This window comes from Rhodococcoides kyotonense (assembly GCF_900188125.1).
GTDB lineage: Bacteria > Actinomycetota > Actinomycetes > Mycobacteriales > Mycobacteriaceae > Rhodococcoides > Rhodococcoides kyotonense.
This window is the reverse complement of sequence record NZ_FZOW01000004.1, coordinates 100,561-121,082: the sequence shown is the minus strand read 5'-3', so window position 1 is coordinate 121,082 and position 20,522 is coordinate 100,561. Positions and strand designations below refer to the sequence as shown.

Sequence of the window (20,522 nt, the reverse complement as noted above, 5' to 3'; positions counted from 1 at the left end):
GTGAGTGCTCCTACTTCGGTAGTCGGGGCGGACCTCGGTGCCGCGGACAATCCGCGCATCTTCCGCACCGGATTGTCGGCGATGATCCGGGGCAGCCGTGGATACCGGGTGGCCACGCCCGTCTCGATTCTGTCGGGCGTGGTCAACGGCGCCACCATGGTGCTCAGCGCGGTCGCCATCGGCTGGGCGACCGACCACTTGATCCTCCCTGCCTTCGGCGGTGAATCGCCCAGTGCAGCAACGTGGTTGATCGCGGTAGCGTTCGTGTCCGGTGTATCGCTCCTGCGCGTCACGACGATCATCGTGCGTTCCTATGCGGCGGCCGTCGTGCAGTTCGGCAATCAGGCGACGACGCGTCGGGACCTGGTGCGGCAGTACACGAGGCTCGGAGTGCCCTGGCACCGAACGCATTCGACGGGGCAACTGCTGTCGAATGCGGTGTCCGACGTCGACGCGCTGTGGGCGCCCATGCAGTTCTTCGCCTTCGCGCTCGGGTCGGTCTCGATGCTGGTGTTCGCATTGGCCAACATCGCTCGGTCCGATCTGTATCTCGCAGGTGCGGCCGCCCTGCTGATGGCATTCGTCGTCGCGGCCAACGTTCTGTACCAACGATTCACGGCTCCGCGCGCTCGTGACGCACAACGAGCGCGCGCGGACGTGAGTACCGTCGCCGACGAGAGCGTGCGCGGAGAACAGGTCATCCGTACCCTCGGCATCGCACGGGCCGAAACTCGGCGTTTTCAGGACGCGTCGACGACGCTGCGACGCAGCAATGTCCGTATGGCGTATGTTAACGCGGTGTTCGACCCGGTCATCGAACTCGCCCCCACAGCAACGGTTCTCGTCGTCCTCGTCGTGGGTGCTGCACGTGTCGACTCGGGCTCGCTGACCGTGGGGGTCCTCGTCGAAGTCATCTACCTCTTCCTGACGATGGCGTTGCCGCTCAGTCTGATCGGCCGATTTCTCGGGCTGTTGCCGCTCGGTGTCGTCGGACACGACCGCGTCAGCGGGGTTCTGGCCGCCACCGACTACCCCGCGCAGGGCGAAGCGCTGCTGGCCACCGACGGTCCCATTCCGGTCAGCATTCACGACGGGTCGTTCTCCTACGAGAGTGACAGTGTCGCGCCGACTTTGGGCCCCGTCGACCTGCACTTCGACGCCGGGGATGTGGTCGCGGTCGTCGGTGCGACGGGCTCGGGCAAGACGACACTGCTCAACGTCGTCGGACGTCTCGCCGACCTCGACGACGGAGAAGTCCGCTACGACGGAACGGACATCTCCGATCTGCACGGATCCGAGACGGACAGCAGAGTCGCCGTCGCGCAGCAGATCGCGTTCCTGTTCGACGCCAGCGTTCGAGACAACGTCGCGATGGGCAGAGACATCGACGACGACCGTATCTGGTGGGCGCTGACGCTGTGCGCCGCAGACGATTTCGTGCGATCTCATCCCGACGGGCTCGACGCGCAAGTCGGCCGCGGTGGTCGCAGCCTCAGCGGCGGGCAACGTCAACGAATCGCGTTGGCGCGTGCCCTCGTCGGGCGGCCGTCGTTGATCGTGCTCGACGACGCCACCAGTGCACTCGACCCGACCGTCGAGGCTGCCGTTCTGGACAACATTCGACGGGAGTTGCTGACCGGGCAACCTGGGGAGAGGGCGTCGACACTGGTGATGAGTGCATCGAGAAAGACGACCGTCGCGCTCGCCGAGCGTGTGGTACTCCTCGAAGACGGTGTGATCGCCGACGTCGGCACACACGACGACCTGAACGCGCGTAGCCAGCGCTACCGGGACATCGTCGACGCCTACGTGGATCCACTGTGACCCGGTGGTGGCTGACGGCCGCTCTGGCGGTGGTCGCCGCAAGTGGTCGCATCGTGGTCCCGCTGACCGTCCAGTACGCCCTCGATCACGCATTGCTCGACGAGTCGGCACAGGACCGAACGACGGTGTTGATCCATTCCGTGCTGGTCGGTGCCGTTGCGGTCGCGATCGCAGGGACGTCGTCGTGTCTGCTGAACCGTCGGCTCGTGTCGTTCGTCGAGACGGCGCTTGCGGCGTTGCGTGAGCGTGCGTTCGAGCACATGTTCCGGCTGTCGCCCGCGTCGGTGGCCACCATCGGCACCGGCACGCTGGTGGCTCGGCTGACCGGCGACATCGACACCATCTCGCAGTTCACCCGCGCCGGTGGAATCACGTTGGTGATCAACGTGTCCCAGATGATCGTTGCCGCGACCGTCATGTTCGTCTTCAGCTGGCCGCTGGCATTGCTCGTCATCGGAGTCACCGGCGTGACCGTCGTGCTCATGCGGTTGATCCAGCGCGTCGTGGCACGACGATTCGCCGTCGTTCGCGTCGAAGTCGGTGCCCTGTACGACGGCATGTCCGATCTCGTGAACGGCGCCGAGATGATCCGCGCGTTCGGGGCAGGACAGAAGTACGAGACGCGCGTCGGCGATCTCGTGGAGCGCACGCGTCGCGCGCAGATGAACACGCAACTCCCGCTGAATTTCAATGCGTCCCTGGGTGAGGCAGCCAGCGGTGTGATCACCAGTGCCGTCGTCGTCGCGGGTGCTGCTGCCGGCGCAGGATACCTCGGCTGGATCGACCTCACCGCAGGTCAATTGGTCGCGTTCCTGTTCCTGATCACGTTCTTCGTCCGGCCGATGCAGTTCACCGTCTCCATGCTCGGCGAGGCGCAGAGTGCGGTTGCCGGGTGGCGACGCGTGCAGGAGCTGTTGGCCGAACCCGTCGAAACCGTGTCCGACGACGACGGAGTCGCCTTGCCGGACGGCGGCATCGCACTCCACCTGTCCGGCATCAGATTCGGGTACGACGCGTCGTCGACTGCTCTGGAGATCCCCGAATTGCACATCGACGCGCACGAACACGTCGCTGTCGTCGGCCACACCGGGTCCGGGAAGTCGACGTTCGCGAAACTGCTGACACGACAACTGACGCCGACCGAAGGCGTGGTGTCGCTCGCGTCGGTGAATCTCTCGCGCGTCGCACCGGCGTCGCTCGCTCGTCGGGTGGCGATCGTGCCGCAGGACGCATTCCTGTTCGATCGGACCGTCGCCGAGAACATCGCGGTCGCGCGGCCGGAGGCGACGCACTCCGAGGTGATGGACACAGTGCGGGACCTCGGACTCGACGACTGGGTGCGCGGCCTGCCCGCCGGTCTCGACACTCGCGTCGGTGCACATGGAGAAGCGTTGTCGGCGGGGGAGCGTCAGCTCGTTGCGCTGGCGCGCACTGCGCTCGTCGACCCGGATCTGCTGGTGCTCGACGAGGCCACCAGCGGTGTCGATCCGGCCACCGACGTGCGCGTGCAACGAGCGCTCCTGCGGTTGACGAAAGGCCGGACGACGGTGACCATCGCGCACCGCATGATCACCGCCGAGAACGCGGATCGGATTCTTCTGTTCGAGGACGGCAAGCTCGCCGAGCAGGGAACCCACGAGGAACTGGCGGCGTCGGGAGGCCGGTACGCGTCGATGTTCCGGGCGTGGACGGCGATGAACACGTTGTAGTCGCGTCGGGGGTATCTGACGCTCCTTTATCTTGCGAAATTTACGGGTTTCGGGAAATTTCGCAAGATAATGGAGCACGATTCTCGAATCGTGCTGATCGAAAGGGTGTTTCATTCCTGGCCTGCTCCGTAGGGTCGGACGTGCAACCTACGGATAGGACGCACAGTGTCGAATCGAAATCCCGTTCCCGTCGGTGTTCGCCTCAGCAGTGGTTCGTCGCTGACGATTCGAGGGCTGACTCACACCGTCGGTGTACTCGACAGATCCGCAACCGGTTTCGTGGTGCTCGGCACCGAAGTCGCGGGGCTGGAACCCAGCGCCGTCGCCGGATTCGTCGCCCGGCGGACGTCGGGGCTCGGCCTCGTCGTCGACGCTGCCGTGCAACGCGATCATCCGTACAACATCGCCCGCCGCACAGCATCTCTCGATCATCTGTCCCGAGGCCGGGTCGGGTGGTGGGTACTGGGCTACTCTTCCGACACGGAACTCGGCCTCGGACAACGTAGTTCATGGGTCGACGCGTCGGCCCAGGCGCGAACCGAGGACGCCGTGACCGCGGTGCGAGCGCTGTGGCGAACGTGGCCTGCCGAGGCCGTCGTCGGAGATGTCGCCTCCAACGTGTTCACCCGCGCCGAGGACATCAGGCACGCCGATCACGACGGAATCTTCACGACAGCAGGGCCTCTCACGGTTCCGACGACACCACAGGGCGAGCCGGTCGTATTCGGATCGCACGGCGCCGACGTCACCGTCGGGCCTACCGGATTCGCCACGGTGACCGTCGACGGAATCGACGACGCCCTCGCATCCGGTGCGACCGGCATGGTCGTCGAGATCGACGACGTCGCGAGGTGGACCCGTGTGCTCGCGGACCTGGTTGCGCGCGGGTCCGTCAAGCCGCGTGACGGCGTGACGACCTTGCGAGACTACCTCGGCGTCTGCGTCCCCGCCGAACCCGACCTATTCAGCCGCAGGCCAGCATTCACCTGAACCAACGAGGAGAAGCCCATGTCGTCGGAGCACGTCATACTCAACATCAACGTTCTCGACATCGGCATTCACGTTGCGGCATGGCAGAATTCAGGCCTGCCGCCGACGGCGTTCGTCGATCCCGGGTATTTCGCCGACATGGCGCGCCTCGCCGAGCACGGCACACTCGATGCGCTGTTCCTGGCCGACGGCCCCGCGCTCCGGGACGACCCACGCCTCAAACCGTCACGGGCGCTGGAGCCGTCGGCGATCCTGTCGGCGGTGGCTGCCGAAACGACACACCTCGGCGTCATCGGAACATTGTCGACGACCTTCAACGACCCGGTCGAGTTGGCACACCGGCTTCTGACACTGGATCACCTGAGCGAGGGACGCGCGGCGTGGAACGTCGTCACCACGTATTCGCCGCAGGCGGGGCACAACTTCGGGCTCGCGGACTACCCGGAGCGCAGCGTTCGGTACCGTCGCGCATCGGAGTTCGTCGATGTGGTTCTCGCTCTGTGGCGTAGCGCTGCATCACGTGAACCGGTATCGCACCACGGTGAGTTCTTCGACGTCGACGGACTGCTTCCGCTCGGAGCGTCTCCGCAAGGCCACCCGCTGATCGTCCAAGCTGGAGGGTCGCCCCAGGGCCGGGAACTTGCTGCGCGGTCGGCGAACGCGGTGTTCAGCGCGGAACTGACCCTCGACGCAGGTCGGCACCATTACCGGCAGGTGAAGGACGATGCCGGTCGGCTCGGTCGCTCACCGGACGACGTCGCGATTCTCCCGGGATTGATCACGGTCCTTGCGAAGACGAGGGAAGAAGCTCATCGACGCTTCGAGTATCTGGAAAGCTTTCTGCCCGAATTCTATTCGCTCGACAGGCTGTCCACCGTGCTGGCGTACGACCTACGGGGACTCGACCTCGACGACCGTGTTCCGGACGAAGCGCTCGCCGACATCTCGCCCGACGCGTTCACCGCATCCATGGGATTTCGGGAGTCGATCGTGCGGTCCATTCGAGATAGCCGAGCGACCGTCCGAGAAGCGGTGCGGCAGTTCAGCGGAGGCGGTCACCGGATCGCGGTCGGATCCCCGGAGGACATCGCCGACACCATCGAGGAGTGGTTCCGGGCCGGTGCGGCCGACGGCTTCAACCTCATGCCCGACGTCTTTCCGTCGGGCCTGGAGGATTTCGTCGACCACGTCGTACCGATCCTGCGCGATCGAGGGCTGTTCCGACGCGAGTACGCGGAAACTACTCTGCGAGAGAGGTTCTCGTCGGTGAACAGCCTCGACCGCGCTGGATGATCAGAAGAAGCCGGCCTCGGGCAGCTCGGCGTCGTTGACGACGATGTCGCCGAGCACCCGTGCCTTGTACGACGTCGGGTTGTGCGAGAACAGCGTTCGCAGGTTGCGCCAGTGGATGTCGAGTGACCGCCCTTGCCGCGTCGCCGATGCACCACCGACCTCGAACAGTCTGCCTGCCGCAGTGAGTGCCAGATCTTCGATGGCGACCTTGGTCTTGGCGGCGGCGATCGATGCACGGGCTTCCAGCTCCCGGTCGACGCCCGTCGTGCGTGCTGCATCGGCAGCGATGTCCTGAGTCGCAGCGGCCGCCGCAACGGCGGCCTCGGCAACGAACGTGGCGGAAGTGAGGCGTCCGACGATCTCGAGGAGTTGAGGATCCTCACGAGGGGACTCGGCCGCTGCGAACGTGAACGTCCGCTTGCGGCTGCGCAACAGGTCGGCCGCGTCGGAGGTGACCGACCGGAGAATGCCTGCGGCGATCGCGTGCAGAATCAGCTGGACGAAAGAGTTCCTTGGCCGTCGTTCGATCGGTTCGTTGCGGAACGGGAGTGTGTCACCGGCGTCGACCTCGACCCGGGTGAACACGGTCGTTCCACTGCCGGTGTGGCGCTGGCCGATACCGTCCCAGTCGTCCCGATGCTCGACGCCGTCGCTGTGGGTCGGCACGATCGCCGACAGCACCTCGCCGTCGGGCAGATTTCCCGACACCCGGATGTAATCCGAGTAGATCGATCCGGTGCTGTAGAACTTGGTGCCGTCGACGACGTATCCGGTCGCGGTGGGGGTCAGGGTGGAGTCGAATGTTCCGCCGCCGACGTTGTGGGAACTGAGTTCGGAGTTCGCTCCGCCGAACAGCTTTCCTTCGACGACGTGCGGCAGCCATTTCAGCTTGGCCTCCGACGACGGGACGCGCAGGATGTCCTCGACGAAACTGAAGTGCACGCGAAGAATGTGCGGCACATCGGGATCCGCCTCGGCGAGATCGACCACGAGCTCGAACAGCTGCGCCAGCGTGTAGCCGCCACCGCCGAGTTCGACCGGAACCCGGGCTGCGCCCAGGCGGTGTTCCTTGACCAGAGCGATTGCTGCGGTGGGTGGTTCGTGTCCTCCGTCGGCGCGGCGTCTGCGGGCGTCGGCTGCGATCTGCTGGACCAAGGAGCTCAGTTCGGCCGAACTCGGAGCGGGGACGGATGTAAGGGTGGAGGTCATGAATGATTCCCTTCGTTGGTGGTTATTCTTCGATCCACGTGTCGTAGAAGAACGGCGGTGAGTTCGCTGCGTTGCGGAAGCCGCGGACGTCCGGTGCCACACCGAAGATCTGGGTGTCGGCGAGCAACGGAATCGTGTAGGCGTTGTCGATGATTCTGTTCTGTGCCTCCCGCAGAATGGATTCGCGCTCGGCCGGATCGGTCTCGGTGATGTGGGCACGCAACAGGTCGTCGAGGACGGGGTCGTTTCCCTCGAGCTGGAACAGGTCACCTCGGTCGCTGTCGTAGTTGACCGACAGTCGGACGGGATCCGGTGCAGGCCAGCCATTTCGGCGCAGGCTCAGCTTCGGATCGGTCGTGGCCTTGGGATAGTTGGCGAAGTCCGTCTGCTTGATCGTCAGCGAGACACCGATACGGCGCAACTGCCGTTGGACGAACTCGTACAACGGCTTCGACGTGTGGTCGTAGACGTCGACGTAGATACTCAGGTCGAGCGGCTTCCCGTCCCGGACACGGATGCCATCGCCATCGCGCTGGGTGAAGCCTGCATCGTCGAGCAGACGATTCGACTCGTCGGGATCGAAGCGCACTTCGTCGGACCTGTCGGTCCACCCCTGAACGCCTTCGGTGGTGACGTTGGTGGCGACCTTCCAGTTGTCGGTGTAGAGCGTGTCGACTATCTCCTGACGGTCGATGCCGTACATCAGGGCCTTACGGACGCGAACGTCATCGACGAAATCTGCTGTCTGCCTCACGTCGAGAACGTTCGCCAGGCCCGGGTTGCGCAGCCCGAGGACGGTAAAGCCGTTGTCCTGCAACAGTTTTTCATCCGGTGGCTGCGTGTACCGCAGTGCGTGAGCCTGTCCGGACAGCAGCGAGCCGACGCGCACACTGTCCTCGCGCACCGGCACGATGGTCAGCGAGTCGAGGTAGGCCTCGCCCTGATGATCGGCCGTCGGCGGCGCCCAGTCGTACCCACGCCGTTTGACGAGGCGAATCTCCTTGGCCGGGATCTCGGATTCCGCGACGAACGGTCCGCTGCCGATCAGATTCGTGACGACGGACTGCTCCTCGTTCGTGGCGTCGATGGTGGCGTCGGCGACGAGGCCCGATGTGTTCATCGACAGAGTCGCGAGGAACGGCGCGTCGGGCTTGTCGAGCGTCACCGTCACTGTGCGCGCGTCGTTGTCGGCATCGGCAGACAGAACGTTCGGAAAGATGCTGTTGCGCGGAATGCCCTTGTCCGCATCGCCGTTCGCGAACCACAGCAGGTTCCGGGCCACGGATTGGGCGTCGAGCTGTTGTCCGTTGCTGTAGCTGACACCGTCGCGGACGACGAAGGTGTAGACGGTGCCGGTGGGGTCGATCGTCCACGAGTCCGCGATCCACGGAACGAACTGGAACGTCTTCGGATCCTGATAGACCAGACGATCGAGCATCTGGTCCTTGACGGCGCTGTTCTGCCAATAGCTGACCTGTACCTGCATCGAGGCGGTCACTTCGGCGTCGAGGTAGACGAAGTCGCCACCACGCTCGTTCGACGAGACCACCGGATCCGCCGACGCACCCGAGCAGGCGCTGACTGCGATGAGTGTGGCGGCCGCAAGGCTGACGGCGCGCAGAACGGACGAACGACGAGAGCGGAAATGCATGGGTTCCTTCGGGCTTCGAGACGATTCAGGCTGTCAGGGGGTTTCGGCCGGGGACGGAGTCGATCAGCCGGATCGTGTACTCGTCCCGTGGTGAATCGAATACTGTTCGTGCGCTGCCGGATTCGACGAGTCGGCCGTGCTCGAGCACCGTCACGGTGTCCGCGATCTGACGGACGAGCGACAGGTCGTGGGAGATGAACACGTACGTCAACCCGAACTCGGACTGCAGGTCGACGAGAAGATCCACGATCCGCGCCTGAACACTCACGTCGAGCGCCGACGTCGGCTCGTCGAGAACGAGAATGTCCGGAGCAAGAACCAAAGACCGAGCCAGTACGACGCGTTGGCGCTGGCCGCCGGACAGATCGAACGGTCGCCGATCGAGAATGTCCGACGGCAACGCCACCTTGTCCAGGACGTCGAGCACTTTCTTCCTACGCTCCGCCCGACGTCCGAGTCGGGAGATGGCGAGCGGTTCGGCGACGATGTTCTCGACGCTGTAGCGCGGATCCATTGCGGCCAGTGCGTTCTGCTGGACCAGTTGAAGGCGTCTCGCATTCGCCCGACGGGCCTTCCTGGACGTGTCGAGCGGCTCGCCGAAGATCTCCACACTCCCCGAATCCCGTTGCTCCAGGCCGCTGACGATCCTCGCGGCCGTCGTCTTCCCACTTCCGGACTCGCCGACGACGGCATGCGTCGTACCGCGGGCGACGGAGAACGAGACCCGGTCGAGTGCTGTCGTGGGCGGCCCACCGTCGGTCGACCGGAAGGTCTTCACGAGGTCGACGACACCGAGCGCCGTCTCGTGCGTGGCGGGGGCGAGACGGGAGGCGTACTTCTCCAGCGAGAGTGCCGGTGCGTCGGCGATGAGTTTTCGGGTGTAATCGTCCTGCGGTGATCCGAGAACCTCTGTAGCGCGCCCGGTTTCGCGCACTACGCCGTGATTGAGTACGAGCACGTCGTGCGCATGATCACGCGCGAGTGCGAGGTCGTGGGTGATCAGCAGGACGCCGAGCCCGAGGTCGGTGCGTAAGTCGCTCAGCAGGTCGAGAATGCGAGCCTGGACTGTGACGTCGAGTGCCGATGTCGGCTCGTCCGCGACGAGAATCGACGGACGGGCTGCGATGGCGATGGCGATGAGCACACGCTGCAGCTGTCCACCCGACAGTTGGTGAGGGTAGGCGCCGATGCGCTCTCGGGCATTTCGAACCCCGACGCGCTCGAGCAGCGACACCGCCTCCTGCTTCACCGACTTTCGATCGACGATGTCATGCAGCAGAAGGGTTTCGGCGATCTGATGGCCGATCTTCTTGAGCGGGTCGAGCGAGCCGAGCGGGTCCTGCGGCACGAAACCGATGGTGGACCCGCGCAATCCGCGCCACTGGGACTGGGTATATCCGGTGACGTCGGTACCGTGCACTGTCACGAGACCTTCGGTGATCCTGCCCGAGCCCGGCAACATCCCGATGGCCGCGCGAGCAATCGTCGTCTTTCCCGAGCCGGATTGCCCCACGAGGGCCAGTGTCTCACCGCGGCGTAGTTCGAAATCGACATCTCGGACGACCGGATCGGCGTCCCCGTAGGCGATGGTCAACCCCGCTGCTGCGACGACGGTCGCAAGGTCGGTGCGGTCTCGATCCAGAACGGTCATCTAGCCGACTCTCTTTCTGATCAGGTGGCTGACGCGACTGATGCTCGACACGGTGACCACTATGGCCACACCGGGAACGATGATCAGCCACGGCGCCGTATGAATGTAGTTGCGCGCTTCGGAGATCATCAGACCCCATTCCGGTGTGGGCGGATTGGCGCCGTATCCGAGGAAGCTCAGTGCCGCGATCGACAAGATCGCAGTACCGAATTGCAGTGCAGCCAAAGCGAGAACGGATGAGTACGCGTTAGGGAGGATGTGGCGCACCAGGATTCGAATGTTGCCTGCGCCGAGATGCTCGCTGGCTTCGACGAACGGAAGGTTCTTGACCGTCAACACCTCCGAGCGCATCAGACGGAAGAACACGACGATGGTCGAAACACCGACGGCGATAGCGGCATTGACCGTGCCGAAGCCGAGCGCCACGATGATCGTGATCGACAGCAACAACGTCGGAATCGACAACAAGACGTCGGCTATCCTGCTGGCCAGAGTGTCGACGACCTTGCCGAAGTACGCAGACACCAAGCCGAGGGCAGTGCCGACGACGAGGCCGATGACGACGGCGATCACCGAACCCAGCATCGTGACGGCGGTCCCGTGGACCAAGCGGCTCAACTGATCTCGGCCGAGGTAATCGGTGCCGAGCCAATGCGTCGTAGTCGGCCCGTGCAGCGGGGCGTCGGGAAATTCTTGCAGCGGATCGAACGGCGCGATGAGCGACGGCGCGACGATGAACGCGGCGACGACGAGGAGGGCCACGATCGCGAGAATGTCGCCGACGGTCCAGTGTCTTGTCCTGCGCTGGTGGGTTCGTGTCAGGGTTGTCGTCATGCGGTTACCGCCTCGCGGGTCGATGCCACCGATATGCGCGGGTCGATGACCGGATACACCAGGTCGACAATCAGATTGGTGATGACGAAGACCGTCGACACGAGGATGACGATCGCCTGAATGATCGGTAGGTCCTGGTTGCGGACCGCGTCCTCGACCAGAAATCCGATACCGGTGCGTGAGAAGATCGTCTCGGTGATGACGGAGCCGGCCAGCAGTTCGCCGATCGTGATGGCGGCGATCGTCAGTGTGGGAATCGAGCCGTTCTTGACGATGTGGCCGAATATGACGCGATCCTCGCGGAGTCCTTTGGATCGGAGGATGTCGACGTACGGCTGAGCCGATGCCGTCGCCAATCCTTGAATCATGACCTGTGCGATCGGTGCCGACACCGGAATGGCAAGTGCGACAGCGGGAAGCCAGAGCGACGCGACGCCCTCGTCGGCGATCGCGGAGACGATACCGAGTTGGAACGAAAAGATCTGCAGCAGAACAAGTCCGACGATGAACGACGGTACCGACAGGAAGATCGGTGGAATTCCGCGAGCGAATTCTCGAAGCCACGACGACGGCGCGAATACGGCAGTGAGTGCGATGCCGGCTGCTGCGACGACGGCAATGACGAAGGCGAACAACGCAAGTGCGGCCGTCTGCGGAATTGCACTGGCGAGCAACGACGTCACGGATTTGCCGCTCGTCAGGGAGAAACCGAGGTCACCGTGCAGAAGGCGTGACACCGAGATCCAGAACTGTTCGAGCGCGGACTTGTCGAGGTTGTAGTAAGCGGTCAGAACCTCGGCGTCCTTCGCGGAGATCGGGTTCTCAGGACTGTTGATCCTGCTCTCGATGGGATTTCCTGGAAGGATGTTCAGCACGAAGAACACGAACGTGTAGGTGAGCACGACGACGCTGAACGCTTGGACGATTCGTCGTAGGACATAACGCGACCGGTGGGACATGAATGAAGAACCTGTCGTAGAAGGCGATTGCGTCCATTGGACAGGACCTGTTCCAGCGCGTCGACCAATGGAATCGTGCAGATTCTTTTCACATTGGTATCGCCGCGTCCCTCCCCGTCATCGCACGACTCAGCCCACGCAAACGCATATGCGTTTGCGTTTGCGAGTGACGGGGGTGGGACGGGGTCAGGCGGCGTGCTCGATGATCTGCGGATCGGCGCGCTGGAGGATCGAATGCCACCGGAGCCGGGCAGCTTCGGTCGCGGAGTTCTCGATGCCTGCAGTCGTCGGTGCGGTCTGAGCCAGCAGAGTCAGAGCCTTCGTCGTCGAGATCAATCCGACCTTGTGACGGTGAGCGAACGCGGTCAGTTCTGCGAAGGCTTCGTCGGGGGAGTAGCCACACAGTCCGACCAGGATCCCGACGCCGATATCGATCTGGGTGCGCTGAGAGTCGGACATGGCCTGCCTCTTTCATGGTCGAAGGGACTTGTGATCCAAGTGTGGAGGGTTCTTTCCATTGCCACCATGGTTGAAATCCGGCTGATCGTTATTGTTGGAGTCGTGGCAGATGACCCGTCGACCAGACCGGACGAACGATTCACGCTCGCCAGCGAACGGACGTTCCTGGCGTGGATGCGGACGTCGCTCGGATTGCTGGCCGGTGGGATCGCGATCGTGCACCTGGTCCCCGACTTCAGTACGGGCTGGGTCAGAACCACACTCGGGCTGGTCCTGATCTTCATGGCGGCGTCGGCTGCGATGGTGGGACTGCGCCGATGGTTGCAGGTCCGCAAGGCACTGGAGTCCGGTGCACCGATGCCCGAGGCGCGCGAACTGTGGATCTTCGCCGTCGGCATCGGGTTCGTGGCCGTTCTCGCGGCCGTGGTGACGGTGCTCGGAATCGAATAAGACGCTGGGCGTCGGTTTCAGCGTGCACAATCGAATGATTAGTGACATATAACGAGGGAGTAGCGCGTGGCACAGGCTTTGAAGCTCGGTTACAAGGCGTCGGCGGAGCAGTTCGGTCCGCGGGAGCTCGTCGAACTCGGTGTGTTGGCCGAGGCGCACGGTATGGATTCGGCGACGGTCAGTGACCATTTTCAGCCGTGGCGTCACGAGGGTGGGCATGCGCCGTTCTCGCTGGCGTGGATGACGGCGGTGGGTGAGCGGACGAAGACGATTCAGCTCGGTACCTCGGTGCTCACGCCGACGTTCCGGTACAACCCGTCGGTGATCGCGCAGGCGTTCGCGACGATGGGCTGCCTGTATCCGGGACGCATCATGCTCGGCGTCGGTACCGGTGAAGCTCTGAACGAGATCGCGACCGGGTACAGCGGCGAGTGGCCGGAGTTCAAGGAGCGGTTCGCGCGGCTGCGTGAGTCGGTGCGGTTGATGCGTGAGCTGTGGCTCGGTGATCGCGTCGACTTCGAAGGTGAGTACTACACGACGAAGGGCGCCTCGATCTACGACGTCCCCGACGGCGGCATTCCGGTCTACATCGCGGCGGGCGGTCCCGTCGTCGCGCGGTATGCAGGTCGTGCGGGGGACGGTTTCATCTGTACCTCGGGTAAGGGTATGGAGTTGTACACCGACAAGCTGCTGCCGGCCGTGGAAGAGGGCGCGGGTAAGGCCGAGCGTGATGCCGGTGAGATCGACAAGATGATCGAGATCAAGATTTCCTACGACACCGATCCGGAGTTGGCGTTGGAGAACACTCGGTTCTGGGCGCCGTTGTCGCTGACGCCGGAGCAGAAGCATTCGATCGACGATCCGATCGAGATGGAGAAGGCGGCGGATGAGTTGCCGATCGAGCAGGTGGCGAAGCGGTGGATCGTGGCTTCGGATCCGGACGAGGCGGTCGCGAAGGTGAAGGACTACACCGATGCGGGGCTCAATCACCTCGTCTTCCACGCGCCCGGGCACGATCAGAAGCGGTTCCTCGAGCTGTTCGAGCGCGATCTGGCTCCGCGGTTGCGGGAGTTGGGCTGATTTTCCGCTGCCTCTGACCGCCGCTGTCTCTGACCGCCGCTGTCTCTGACCGCTTGAATGAACCATCGAAGCTATTGGTTCGTATGCGTGAACCATTCAAGCGGTCACGGGATCGGGCGCGGGCCTGCTTGAATGGCGCTGCGAAGCTATCTGATCGTATGAATGGACCATTCAAGCGGTGGGGGCGGCGGTGAGGCAACAGCGGCGGTCAGGCAACAGCGGCGGTGAGGGCGAACATCCTCATATCCCGGTCGGTCCGGGTCTTGTACTCGCCGTACACCCGGGTGATCTTGGTGAACTCGTCGAAGATCCTCACCTTCTCGGCCCCGAGGACAGGTGTCGCGGTCACCGGGATCTTCTTGCCCCCGATGGCGACGGTGGCCCGGGCGTCGGCGAGGAGGTTCGACGTCCAGGCAGGGTGGTGCTGCTGCCCGAAGTTGCTGCCGACGACGTAGAGCTGCTCGCCCTCGCGGTAGTAGAGCAGCGGTGAAGTCCGCGGCACTCCGGACTTGCGGCCCGTCGTCGTCAGCAGCACGACGGGTGCGCCGATCGGTCCGAGGATCGTGAACTTGCCGTCGGTTCGCTCGAGAAGCCTGCGGTCGACGCCCGCGAGGTTCCTGATGACCCACGACCCGGGCTTGGTCGCGGCGAACGCATTCGCGGGCTTCGTGAGGAAGCTGTTCTCGCTACCCCAGCGGACGTCGGGAAACGGTGATTCGGCCATGACCGATCCGACTACGGCAGGTCACCTTCTGTCAACACTTCACCCGCTACTCTGGCTGGCATGGCCGAGCCAGCATCGAGCATCTACATCGCGTCCCCCGAGGGCGACACCGGTAAATCGACCATCGCTCTCGGCGTCCTGCAGATGCTGTGCGCGTCCGCGGCACGTGTCGGAGTGTTCCGGCCCATCGCTCGTTCGACCACCGAGACGGACTACATCCTCGAACTTCTCATCGACCACACGACGGCCGATCTGACGTACGAGCAGTCCCTCGGCGTCACGTACGAGGAAGTACATGCCGATCCCGACGCGGCCCTCGGCGACATCGTCTCGCGCTATCACGACGTCGCATCCCAATGCGATGCGGTGGTGATCGTCGGCAGCGACTACACCGACGTCGGTAGCCCGAGCGAACTCGGGTTCAATGCGCGTATCGCCGCGAATCTCGGTGCGCCCGTGCTGCTGTCGTTGCGTGGGTCCGAGCGGTCGACGGAGGAGATCGTGCAGCTCGGCCAGCTGTGTCAGTCGGAACTGAAGGCCAACCACGCGCATCTCGTCGCGATCGTGGCGAATCGATGCGATCCGGAGAAACTCGACGACATCACTGCTGCCCTGCAGCCCCTCGGCGTACCGGCCTGGAGCCTGCCCGAGATCCCACTGTTGATCGCACCGACGATGGCCGAGCTGCTCGACGCCGTCGACGGCCAGCTGTACAGCGGCGACGCCGAGCTGATGCAGCGCGAGGCCCTGCGCGTCATGGTCGGGGGTATGACGGCCGAGCACATCCTCGAACGGCTGACGGAGGGCGTCGTCGTCATCGCGCCGGCGGATCGATCGGACGTCCTGCTCGCACTCGTCAATGCACATGAGGCAGAAGGCTTTCCGTCGCTCGCCGGCATCATCATGAACGGCGGAATCGAGCCACATCCGGCCATCGCGCGGCTCGTCGCCGGACTCGGACCACGTCTGCCGATCCTGACGACCGACCTCGGCACGTTCGACACGGCATCGGCGGCAGCCAAGGCACGCGGACGCGTCGCGGTCGGGTCTCAGCGCAAGGTCGACACCGCGCTGAGTCTGATGGAACAGCGCGTCGACGCCCGTGCGCTGCTCGACAGCCTCGAACTCAGCATCCCGTCGATCACGACACCCCAGATGTTCGAGTACCAGCTCATCCAGCGTGCCCGCGCCGACCGCAAGCACATCGTGCTGCCCGAAGGTGGCGACGACCGAATCCTGCGTGCGGCGGGGCGGTTGCTGCAGCGTCAGGTCGCACAGCTGACGATTCTCGGTGAGGAAGGCCCGATTCGTCGTCGTGCAGCGGAGTTGGGCGTCGACCTCGACGACGCTCAGGTTCTCGACCCGAGGGCCTCCGATCATGCCGAGGAGTTCGCGGCCGAGTACGCGGAACTGCGTAAGCACAAGGGCATGACCATCGAACGTGCGCGCGAGATCATGACCGACATCTCGTACTTCGGAACCATGATGGTGCACAAGGGAATCGCCGACGGCATGGTGTCCGGTGCCGCGCATACGACGGCCCACACCATCAGGCCGTCGTTCGAGATCATCAAGACCGCAGCCGGCGTGAACACGGTGTCGAGTATCTTCCTGATGTGTCTGTCGGATCGTGTTCTCGCATACGGCGACTGCGCGATCGTCCCCGATCCGTCGGCCGAGCAACTGGCCGACATCGCCATCTCGTCGGCGCAGACGTCGGCCCAGTTCGGCATCGACCCGCGCATCGCGATGCTGTCCTACTCGACGGGTGATTCCGGCACCGGCGCAGACGTCGACAAGGTCCGCGAAGCCACCCAGCTGGTGCGCGATCGTAGTCCAGAGTTGTTGGTGGAAGGGCCTATTCAGTACGACGCTGCCGTCGAGCCGACGGTGGCGAAATCGAAACTGCCGGACTCGAAGGTCGCCGGACGTGCGACGGTGTTCATCTTTCCTGATCTCAACACCGGCAACAACACGTACAAGGCGGTTCAGCGCAGCGCGGGCGCCGTCGCGGTCGGACCGGTGCTGCAAGGTCTCGCCAAGCCCGTCAACGACCTCTCGCGCGGCGCGTTGGTCGAGGACATCGTCAACACCGTCGCCATCACCGCCATCCAAGCGCAGGGACTGTCCGAATGAGCATTCTCGTCGTCAACTCCGGCTCGTCGTCGATCAAGTTCCAGGTCGTGAACACAGAAAACGGAACCGCCGTCGCGAGCGGTCTCGTCGAGCAGATCGGCGAGAGCGAGGGTCGCGTCGTACTCGATCTGTCCGGTGACGAATCCGAGAAGAAACTCGAGATCCCCGACCACGCCAAGGGCCTGCAGATCGCGTTCGACATGCTGGCCGATGCCGGCGTCGATCTCGGCGACAGTGTCAGTGCCGTCGGGCATCGCGTCGTGCACGGCGGTGAGGTCTTCTACCGGCCGACGCTCGTCGACGACAAAGTTCTGAAGAAGATCGACGAGTTGAGCAGCCTTGCGCCGCTGCATAATCCACCGAACGTTCTCGGTATCGAGGTGGCGCGCACGCAGCTTCCCGACGTGCCTCACGTCGCAGTGTTCGACACTGCGTTCTTCCACGGTCTCCCTGCCGCAGCCGCGACGTACGCCATCGATCGAGACATCGCCCGACAGCACGGTATTCGACGCTACGGCTTTCACGGCACGTCCCACGAGTACGTCTCGCAGCAGGTCGAGCAGTTCCTCGGTCGGGACGGGCTGAACCAGATCGTCCTGCATCTCGGCAACGGAGCATCCGCGTCGGCGATTCGTGCCGGCTCACCGATCGACACGTCCATGGGGCTGACGCCGCTCGAAGGACTCGTCATGGGTACACGTAGTGGTGACATCGATCCTGGCGTCGTCATGCATCTGCGTCGCAGTGCGGACATGGATGTGGATGCCATCGACGAACTGCTGAACCGACGGTCGGGCCTCAAAGGTTTGTCCGGTATCAACGACTTTCGAGCGTTGCAGAAACGAATCGACGACGGTGACTCCGACGCGTCGCTCGCGTACGACGTGTACGTTCATCGTCTCCGCAAGTACATCGGTGCGTACATGCTCGAGCTCGGGCACCTCGACACGATCACCTTCACGGCGGGTGTCGGCGAGAACGCAGCCAGCGTGCGGGCGGACGCGCTCGCGAACCTGTCCGGGTTCGGCATCGAGGTGGACGAAGAGCGAAACGCACAGCGCTCCAAGCATGCTCGGGTCATCTCGACGGATGCGTCGGCGGTGACGGTGCTCGTCGTTCCCACCAACGAGGAACTCGCCATCGCACGAGCGACGGACGCGCTGGTCAGAACCGCGAACGAGGCCTGATCGCGTTCGCGAGATCGACGAGCGTGAACCGGTGCGCACGGTCGGTTGCGTTGCGGGCCAGCGCACGTAGACCCGCTTCGGTGCCCTTGCGCAGACCGGTGTCGGTGAAGTGGACGCCGAGAATGGGTTCGCGTTCCGCTTCGGAGGCGTGGCCCGATCGGATCCAGTCCATCGCCATCGCGAGCACCAACGTGCGCATCTGCAGCGCCCGCGCTTCGCTGCGCGGGAGCATCCCGACGCGTCGTGCGGCCTCCCGAAAATCGCTCTCCTGCAGGTCTTTCGCCGAACGATCCATCAACAGCGTCAGGATGCTCGTCATTCTGGCGACCGCATAGTGACGGGAACTGATCGGGACCTGATCCAGCGCCGCGACGGCTGCGTCCGTCTCACCTCGGTAGGCGAGCTGGCGTGCGAGCCCGAACGCCGAACTCACGACCGCGCGGCTGGTCCGCCAGACGACGCGGTAATACGTTTCCGCGCGCGCACGACACTTCTCGCGCTCGTCGGCGTCGAGTGTCGCGTCACCTTCCACGATCAGTTCTGCACTGGCCGCGAGCGCGATCTTCGGAGCGAGCTCGCCCGGCATCGCATCGAGCACCTTCTCGAAATGGACAGGCGCGACGGTGAATTCGCTGCGGAGCAGGCAGAGCAGGCCTGCGTACCAGTCCACGCGCCACGGGTCGTCGCCTGTGGTTCTGACTTGCGACAGAACCGATGTCGCGGTACCGACGTCACCGAGGTCGATGTGCGCCTTGACTTCGGCGAGCGTGATCTCGAGGCCACCGGAGGAGCCGTCGGCGAATCGTTCGATGCCGTTGCGTCGCGCATGCGCCAACGAGTCGAGTGTCTGCTGCGGCTCACTGTGCACGGCGGCGGCCAGGAGTGGTGCGCTGGGATCGGTCGGATCGACGAGCGGAACCGGCAGCGCCGACACGACTTCTCGCGCGCTGATCCGGTCGCCGCGAACCTTGCCGTCGACGTAGGTGTCGGTGCGGCCGACGGATTCCTCGGTGCCGAACACCGTACGCGGCGGACTGAACGCGGTGGACAGGCCCGGTCGTTCGGTGCCCGTCTGCTGCGCCAGAACTTCTCGCAGGACACCCGTCGCCTGGCTTGCCAACACGTCGGCGGAGGCGAATCTCTGCGTCGGATCGGTGTTGGTGGCGCGCAACAACAGTCGATGGAACGACGGGTACGTCTGCAACAAGTCGTAGTCGTCCGGGGACGGGATGCCCGGATCGTAACGACCTCCGGTCGACGGCATCTTCAACGTCAGAACGGCGAGAGTCCTTCCGACGGTGTAGATGTCGGATGCGATCGTCGGACCGGTCTCGACGATCTCGGGCGCTTGATACCCAGCCGTTCCGTACAGGTATCCGTAGTCCTCGATCCCGGCGACGGCACCGAGGTCGATGAGTTTGATCTGGTCGTCGGTGACCATGATGTTCTCGGGCTTCAGGTCGTTGTAGACCAGCCCGATCGAGTGCAGATACGACAGCGCAGGCAGGACTTCGAGCACGTAGGCGATGGCCTGCTCGATCGGCATGCGCTCGTGATCGTCACGCGCAGAGAGGATGTCGCGTAGCGAGCGGCCACCGACGTACTCCATGACGATGAAGCCGACCTTCGTCCCGTCGCCTCGCGGCTGTTCGACGAAGTTGTAGATCTTCACGACGCCCGGATGCGCGACCTCGGCGAGGAACTGCCGTTCGGCGACCGCGACGGCATGGGCCTCGTCGTCACCGAAGTGCAGCAGACCCTTCAGCACCACCCAGCGGTCGCTGACGTTGCGGTCGATGGCCAGATAGATCCAGCCGAGACCACCGTGCGCGATGCAGCCCTGCACCTCGTACTGCCCGACGACCAGATCACCCGGCTCGAGCAGCGGCGAGAAGTCGAAATGCGCGCCGCAGTGAGGGCACCTGCCCGCCTCGACATCAGGCTCCCCGGCCGCGCTGCGACCGACCGGCGAATTGCACTTCCAGCAGAACCGCTTCTTCTGCGGCACCGTCGGATCCTTCATGACGGCGGTCGCGGGATCGACCGGATCTACGCGGGGGACGTCGACCAGCCCGGCGCCGAGGCGTCGGCGAATTCCGTTGCTGCGTCCGGACCGAGCCCGTCCGGACGTTCTCGACGACCGAGACGACCGTGCGACAGGGACAGCCTGGGTGCGTTCGGACGCTTGGGTTCGATCGACGGCCTGCGTCCGGTCCGCGGCTTGGGTACGTTCTGAGGCCTGGGTGCGTTCGGAGGCTTGGGTCCGCTCGGATACTTGAGTACGTTCGGAGGCCTGGGTGCGGTCGGACGCGGCCGTCATGGCCGCGGGGGCTGTTGCCGGCCCGGTGGGGGTTTCCGGATCGCGA

16 protein-coding genes are annotated in these 20,522 nt (G+C 64.3%); 8 read left to right on the top strand and 8 right to left on the bottom strand.

What is annotated here, in order from left to right; all coding sequences use genetic code 11:
- The 4 genes from CHB96_RS08295 (at position 1) to CHB96_RS08280 (ending at position 5,816) form a co-directional block, all read left to right on the top strand.
- The gene (locus CHB96_RS08295) at positions 1-1,824 is read left to right on the top strand and encodes an ABC transporter ATP-binding protein (protein ID WP_089244980.1); all 1,824 of its coding nucleotides are present in this window, start codon (positions 1-3) and stop codon (positions 1,822-1,824) included.
- Entirely contained in the window at positions 1,821-3,533 is a 1,713-nt protein-coding gene (locus CHB96_RS08290) for an ABC transporter ATP-binding protein (RefSeq protein WP_089244978.1), read from the top strand. The genes CHB96_RS08295 and CHB96_RS08290 overlap by 4 nt, the downstream gene beginning before the upstream one ends.
- Before the next feature lie 165 nt (positions 3,534-3,698).
- Positions 3,699-4,523, top strand: coding sequence for an LLM class flavin-dependent oxidoreductase (locus CHB96_RS08285; RefSeq protein WP_245865349.1), 825 nt, complete (start codon positions 3,699-3,701; stop codon positions 4,521-4,523).
- A gap of 18 nt (positions 4,524-4,541) precedes the next feature.
- Positions 4,542-5,816 (top strand): NtaA/DmoA family FMN-dependent monooxygenase, encoded by a 1,275-nt coding sequence (locus CHB96_RS08280; RefSeq protein ID WP_089244976.1) that lies wholly within the window; start codon positions 4,542-4,544, stop codon positions 5,814-5,816.
- Here the strand turns inward: CHB96_RS08280 and CHB96_RS08275 are convergent, their stop codons facing one another.
- The 6 genes from CHB96_RS08275 to CHB96_RS29625 all read right to left on the bottom strand — a co-directional run bounded on the left by CHB96_RS08275 (position 5,817) and on the right by CHB96_RS29625 (position 12,579).
- On the bottom strand, positions 5,817-7,025 hold the full coding sequence (locus CHB96_RS08275) for an acyl-CoA dehydrogenase family protein (RefSeq protein WP_089244974.1): 1,209 nt from the start codon (positions 7,023-7,025) through the stop codon (positions 5,817-5,819).
- A gap of 22 nt (positions 7,026-7,047) precedes the next feature.
- Positions 7,048-8,676 carry an ABC transporter substrate-binding protein gene (locus tag CHB96_RS08270; RefSeq protein WP_089244972.1) on the bottom strand — a complete coding sequence of 543 codons (1,629 nt, stop codon included), beginning with the start codon at positions 8,674-8,676 and terminating at the stop codon, positions 7,048-7,050.
- Between the two features lie 25 nt (positions 8,677-8,701).
- Complete coding sequence (locus CHB96_RS08265; RefSeq protein ID WP_089244970.1) at positions 8,702-10,327, bottom strand: dipeptide ABC transporter ATP-binding protein; 1,626 nt, start codon at positions 10,325-10,327, stop codon at positions 8,702-8,704.
- Positions 10,328-11,161: an ABC transporter permease gene (locus CHB96_RS08260; protein WP_089244968.1), complete on the bottom strand. Its 834-nt coding sequence runs from the start codon at positions 11,159-11,161 to the stop codon at positions 10,328-10,330.
- Complete coding sequence (locus CHB96_RS08255; RefSeq protein WP_089244966.1) at positions 11,158-12,120, bottom strand: ABC transporter permease; 963 nt, start codon at positions 12,118-12,120, stop codon at positions 11,158-11,160. Before CHB96_RS08255 ends, CHB96_RS08260 begins: the two co-directional genes overlap by 4 nt.
- Before the next feature lie 186 nt (positions 12,121-12,306).
- Positions 12,307-12,579, bottom strand: coding sequence for an ANTAR domain-containing protein (locus CHB96_RS29625; protein WP_089244964.1), 273 nt, complete (start codon positions 12,577-12,579; stop codon positions 12,307-12,309).
- 102 nt (positions 12,580-12,681) lie between these two features.
- Here CHB96_RS29625 and CHB96_RS08245 point away from each other — a divergent pair, with 102 nt between their 5' ends.
- On the top strand, positions 12,682-13,029 hold the full coding sequence (locus CHB96_RS08245; RefSeq protein ID WP_281254401.1) for a YidH family protein: 348 nt from the start codon (positions 12,682-12,684) through the stop codon (positions 13,027-13,029).
- A 66-nt stretch (positions 13,030-13,095) separates the two neighbouring features.
- Positions 13,096-14,109: a glucose-6-phosphate dehydrogenase (coenzyme-F420) gene (gene fgd, locus CHB96_RS08240; RefSeq protein ID WP_089244962.1), complete on the top strand. Its 1,014-nt coding sequence runs from the start codon at positions 13,096-13,098 to the stop codon at positions 14,107-14,109.
- Between the two features lie 208 nt (positions 14,110-14,317).
- Here fgd and CHB96_RS08235 read toward each other — a convergent pair whose 3' ends face one another.
- Positions 14,318-14,833, bottom strand: coding sequence for a nitroreductase/quinone reductase family protein (locus CHB96_RS08235; RefSeq protein ID WP_089244960.1), 516 nt, complete (start codon positions 14,831-14,833; stop codon positions 14,318-14,320).
- 60 nt (positions 14,834-14,893) lie between these two features.
- On the opposite strand from CHB96_RS08235, the gene pta reads away from it, so the two are divergent.
- Complete coding sequence (gene pta / locus CHB96_RS08230) at positions 14,894-16,969, top strand: phosphate acetyltransferase (RefSeq protein WP_089244958.1); 2,076 nt, start codon at positions 14,894-14,896, stop codon at positions 16,967-16,969.
- Entirely contained in the window at positions 16,966-18,156 is a 1,191-nt protein-coding gene (locus CHB96_RS08225) for an acetate kinase (protein WP_089244956.1), read from the top strand. Before pta ends, CHB96_RS08225 begins: the two co-directional genes overlap by 4 nt.
- On the opposite strand, the gene CHB96_RS08220 is transcribed toward CHB96_RS08225, so the two are convergent.
- Positions 18,134-20,476: a serine/threonine-protein kinase gene (locus tag CHB96_RS08220; protein WP_089244954.1), complete on the bottom strand. Its 2,343-nt coding sequence runs from the start codon at positions 20,474-20,476 to the stop codon at positions 18,134-18,136. The two genes, CHB96_RS08225 and CHB96_RS08220, sit on opposite strands and share 23 nt — an antisense overlap.
- Between the last annotated feature and the right edge of the window lie 46 nt (positions 20,477-20,522).

Bases quoted from the DNA above. Each gene is read 5' to 3' on its own strand.
- CHB96_RS08280 (WP_089244976.1), top strand. From the start codon at position 4,542: ATGTCGTCGGAGCACGTCATACTCAACATCAACGTTCTCGACATCGGC.
- CHB96_RS08275 (WP_089244974.1), bottom strand. From the start codon at position 7,025: ATGACCTCCACCCTTACATCCGTCCCCGCTCCGAGTTCGGCCGAACTG.
- CHB96_RS08270 (WP_089244972.1), bottom strand. From the start codon at position 8,676: ATGCATTTCCGCTCTCGTCGTTCGTCCGTTCTGCGCGCCGTCAGCCTT.
- CHB96_RS08265 (WP_089244970.1), bottom strand. From the start codon at position 10,327: ATGACCGTTCTGGATCGAGACCGCACCGACCTTGCGACCGTCGTCGCA.
- CHB96_RS08260 (WP_089244968.1), bottom strand. From the start codon at position 11,161: ATGACGACAACCCTGACACGAACCCACCAGCGCAGGACAAGACACTGG.
- CHB96_RS08255 (WP_089244966.1), bottom strand. From the start codon at position 12,120: ATGTCCCACCGGTCGCGTTATGTCCTACGACGAATCGTCCAAGCGTTC.
- CHB96_RS29625 (WP_089244964.1), bottom strand. From the start codon at position 12,579: ATGTCCGACTCTCAGCGCACCCAGATCGATATCGGCGTCGGGATCCTG.
- CHB96_RS08235 (WP_089244960.1), bottom strand. From the start codon at position 14,833: ATGGCCGAATCACCGTTTCCCGACGTCCGCTGGGGTAGCGAGAACAGC.
- pta (WP_089244958.1), top strand. From the start codon at position 14,894: ATGGCCGAGCCAGCATCGAGCATCTACATCGCGTCCCCCGAGGGCGAC.
- CHB96_RS08225 (WP_089244956.1), top strand. From the start codon at position 16,966: ATGAGCATTCTCGTCGTCAACTCCGGCTCGTCGTCGATCAAGTTCCAG.
- CHB96_RS08220 (WP_089244954.1), bottom strand. From the start codon at position 20,476: ATGACGGCCGCGTCCGACCGCACCCAGGCCTCCGAACGTACTCAAGTA.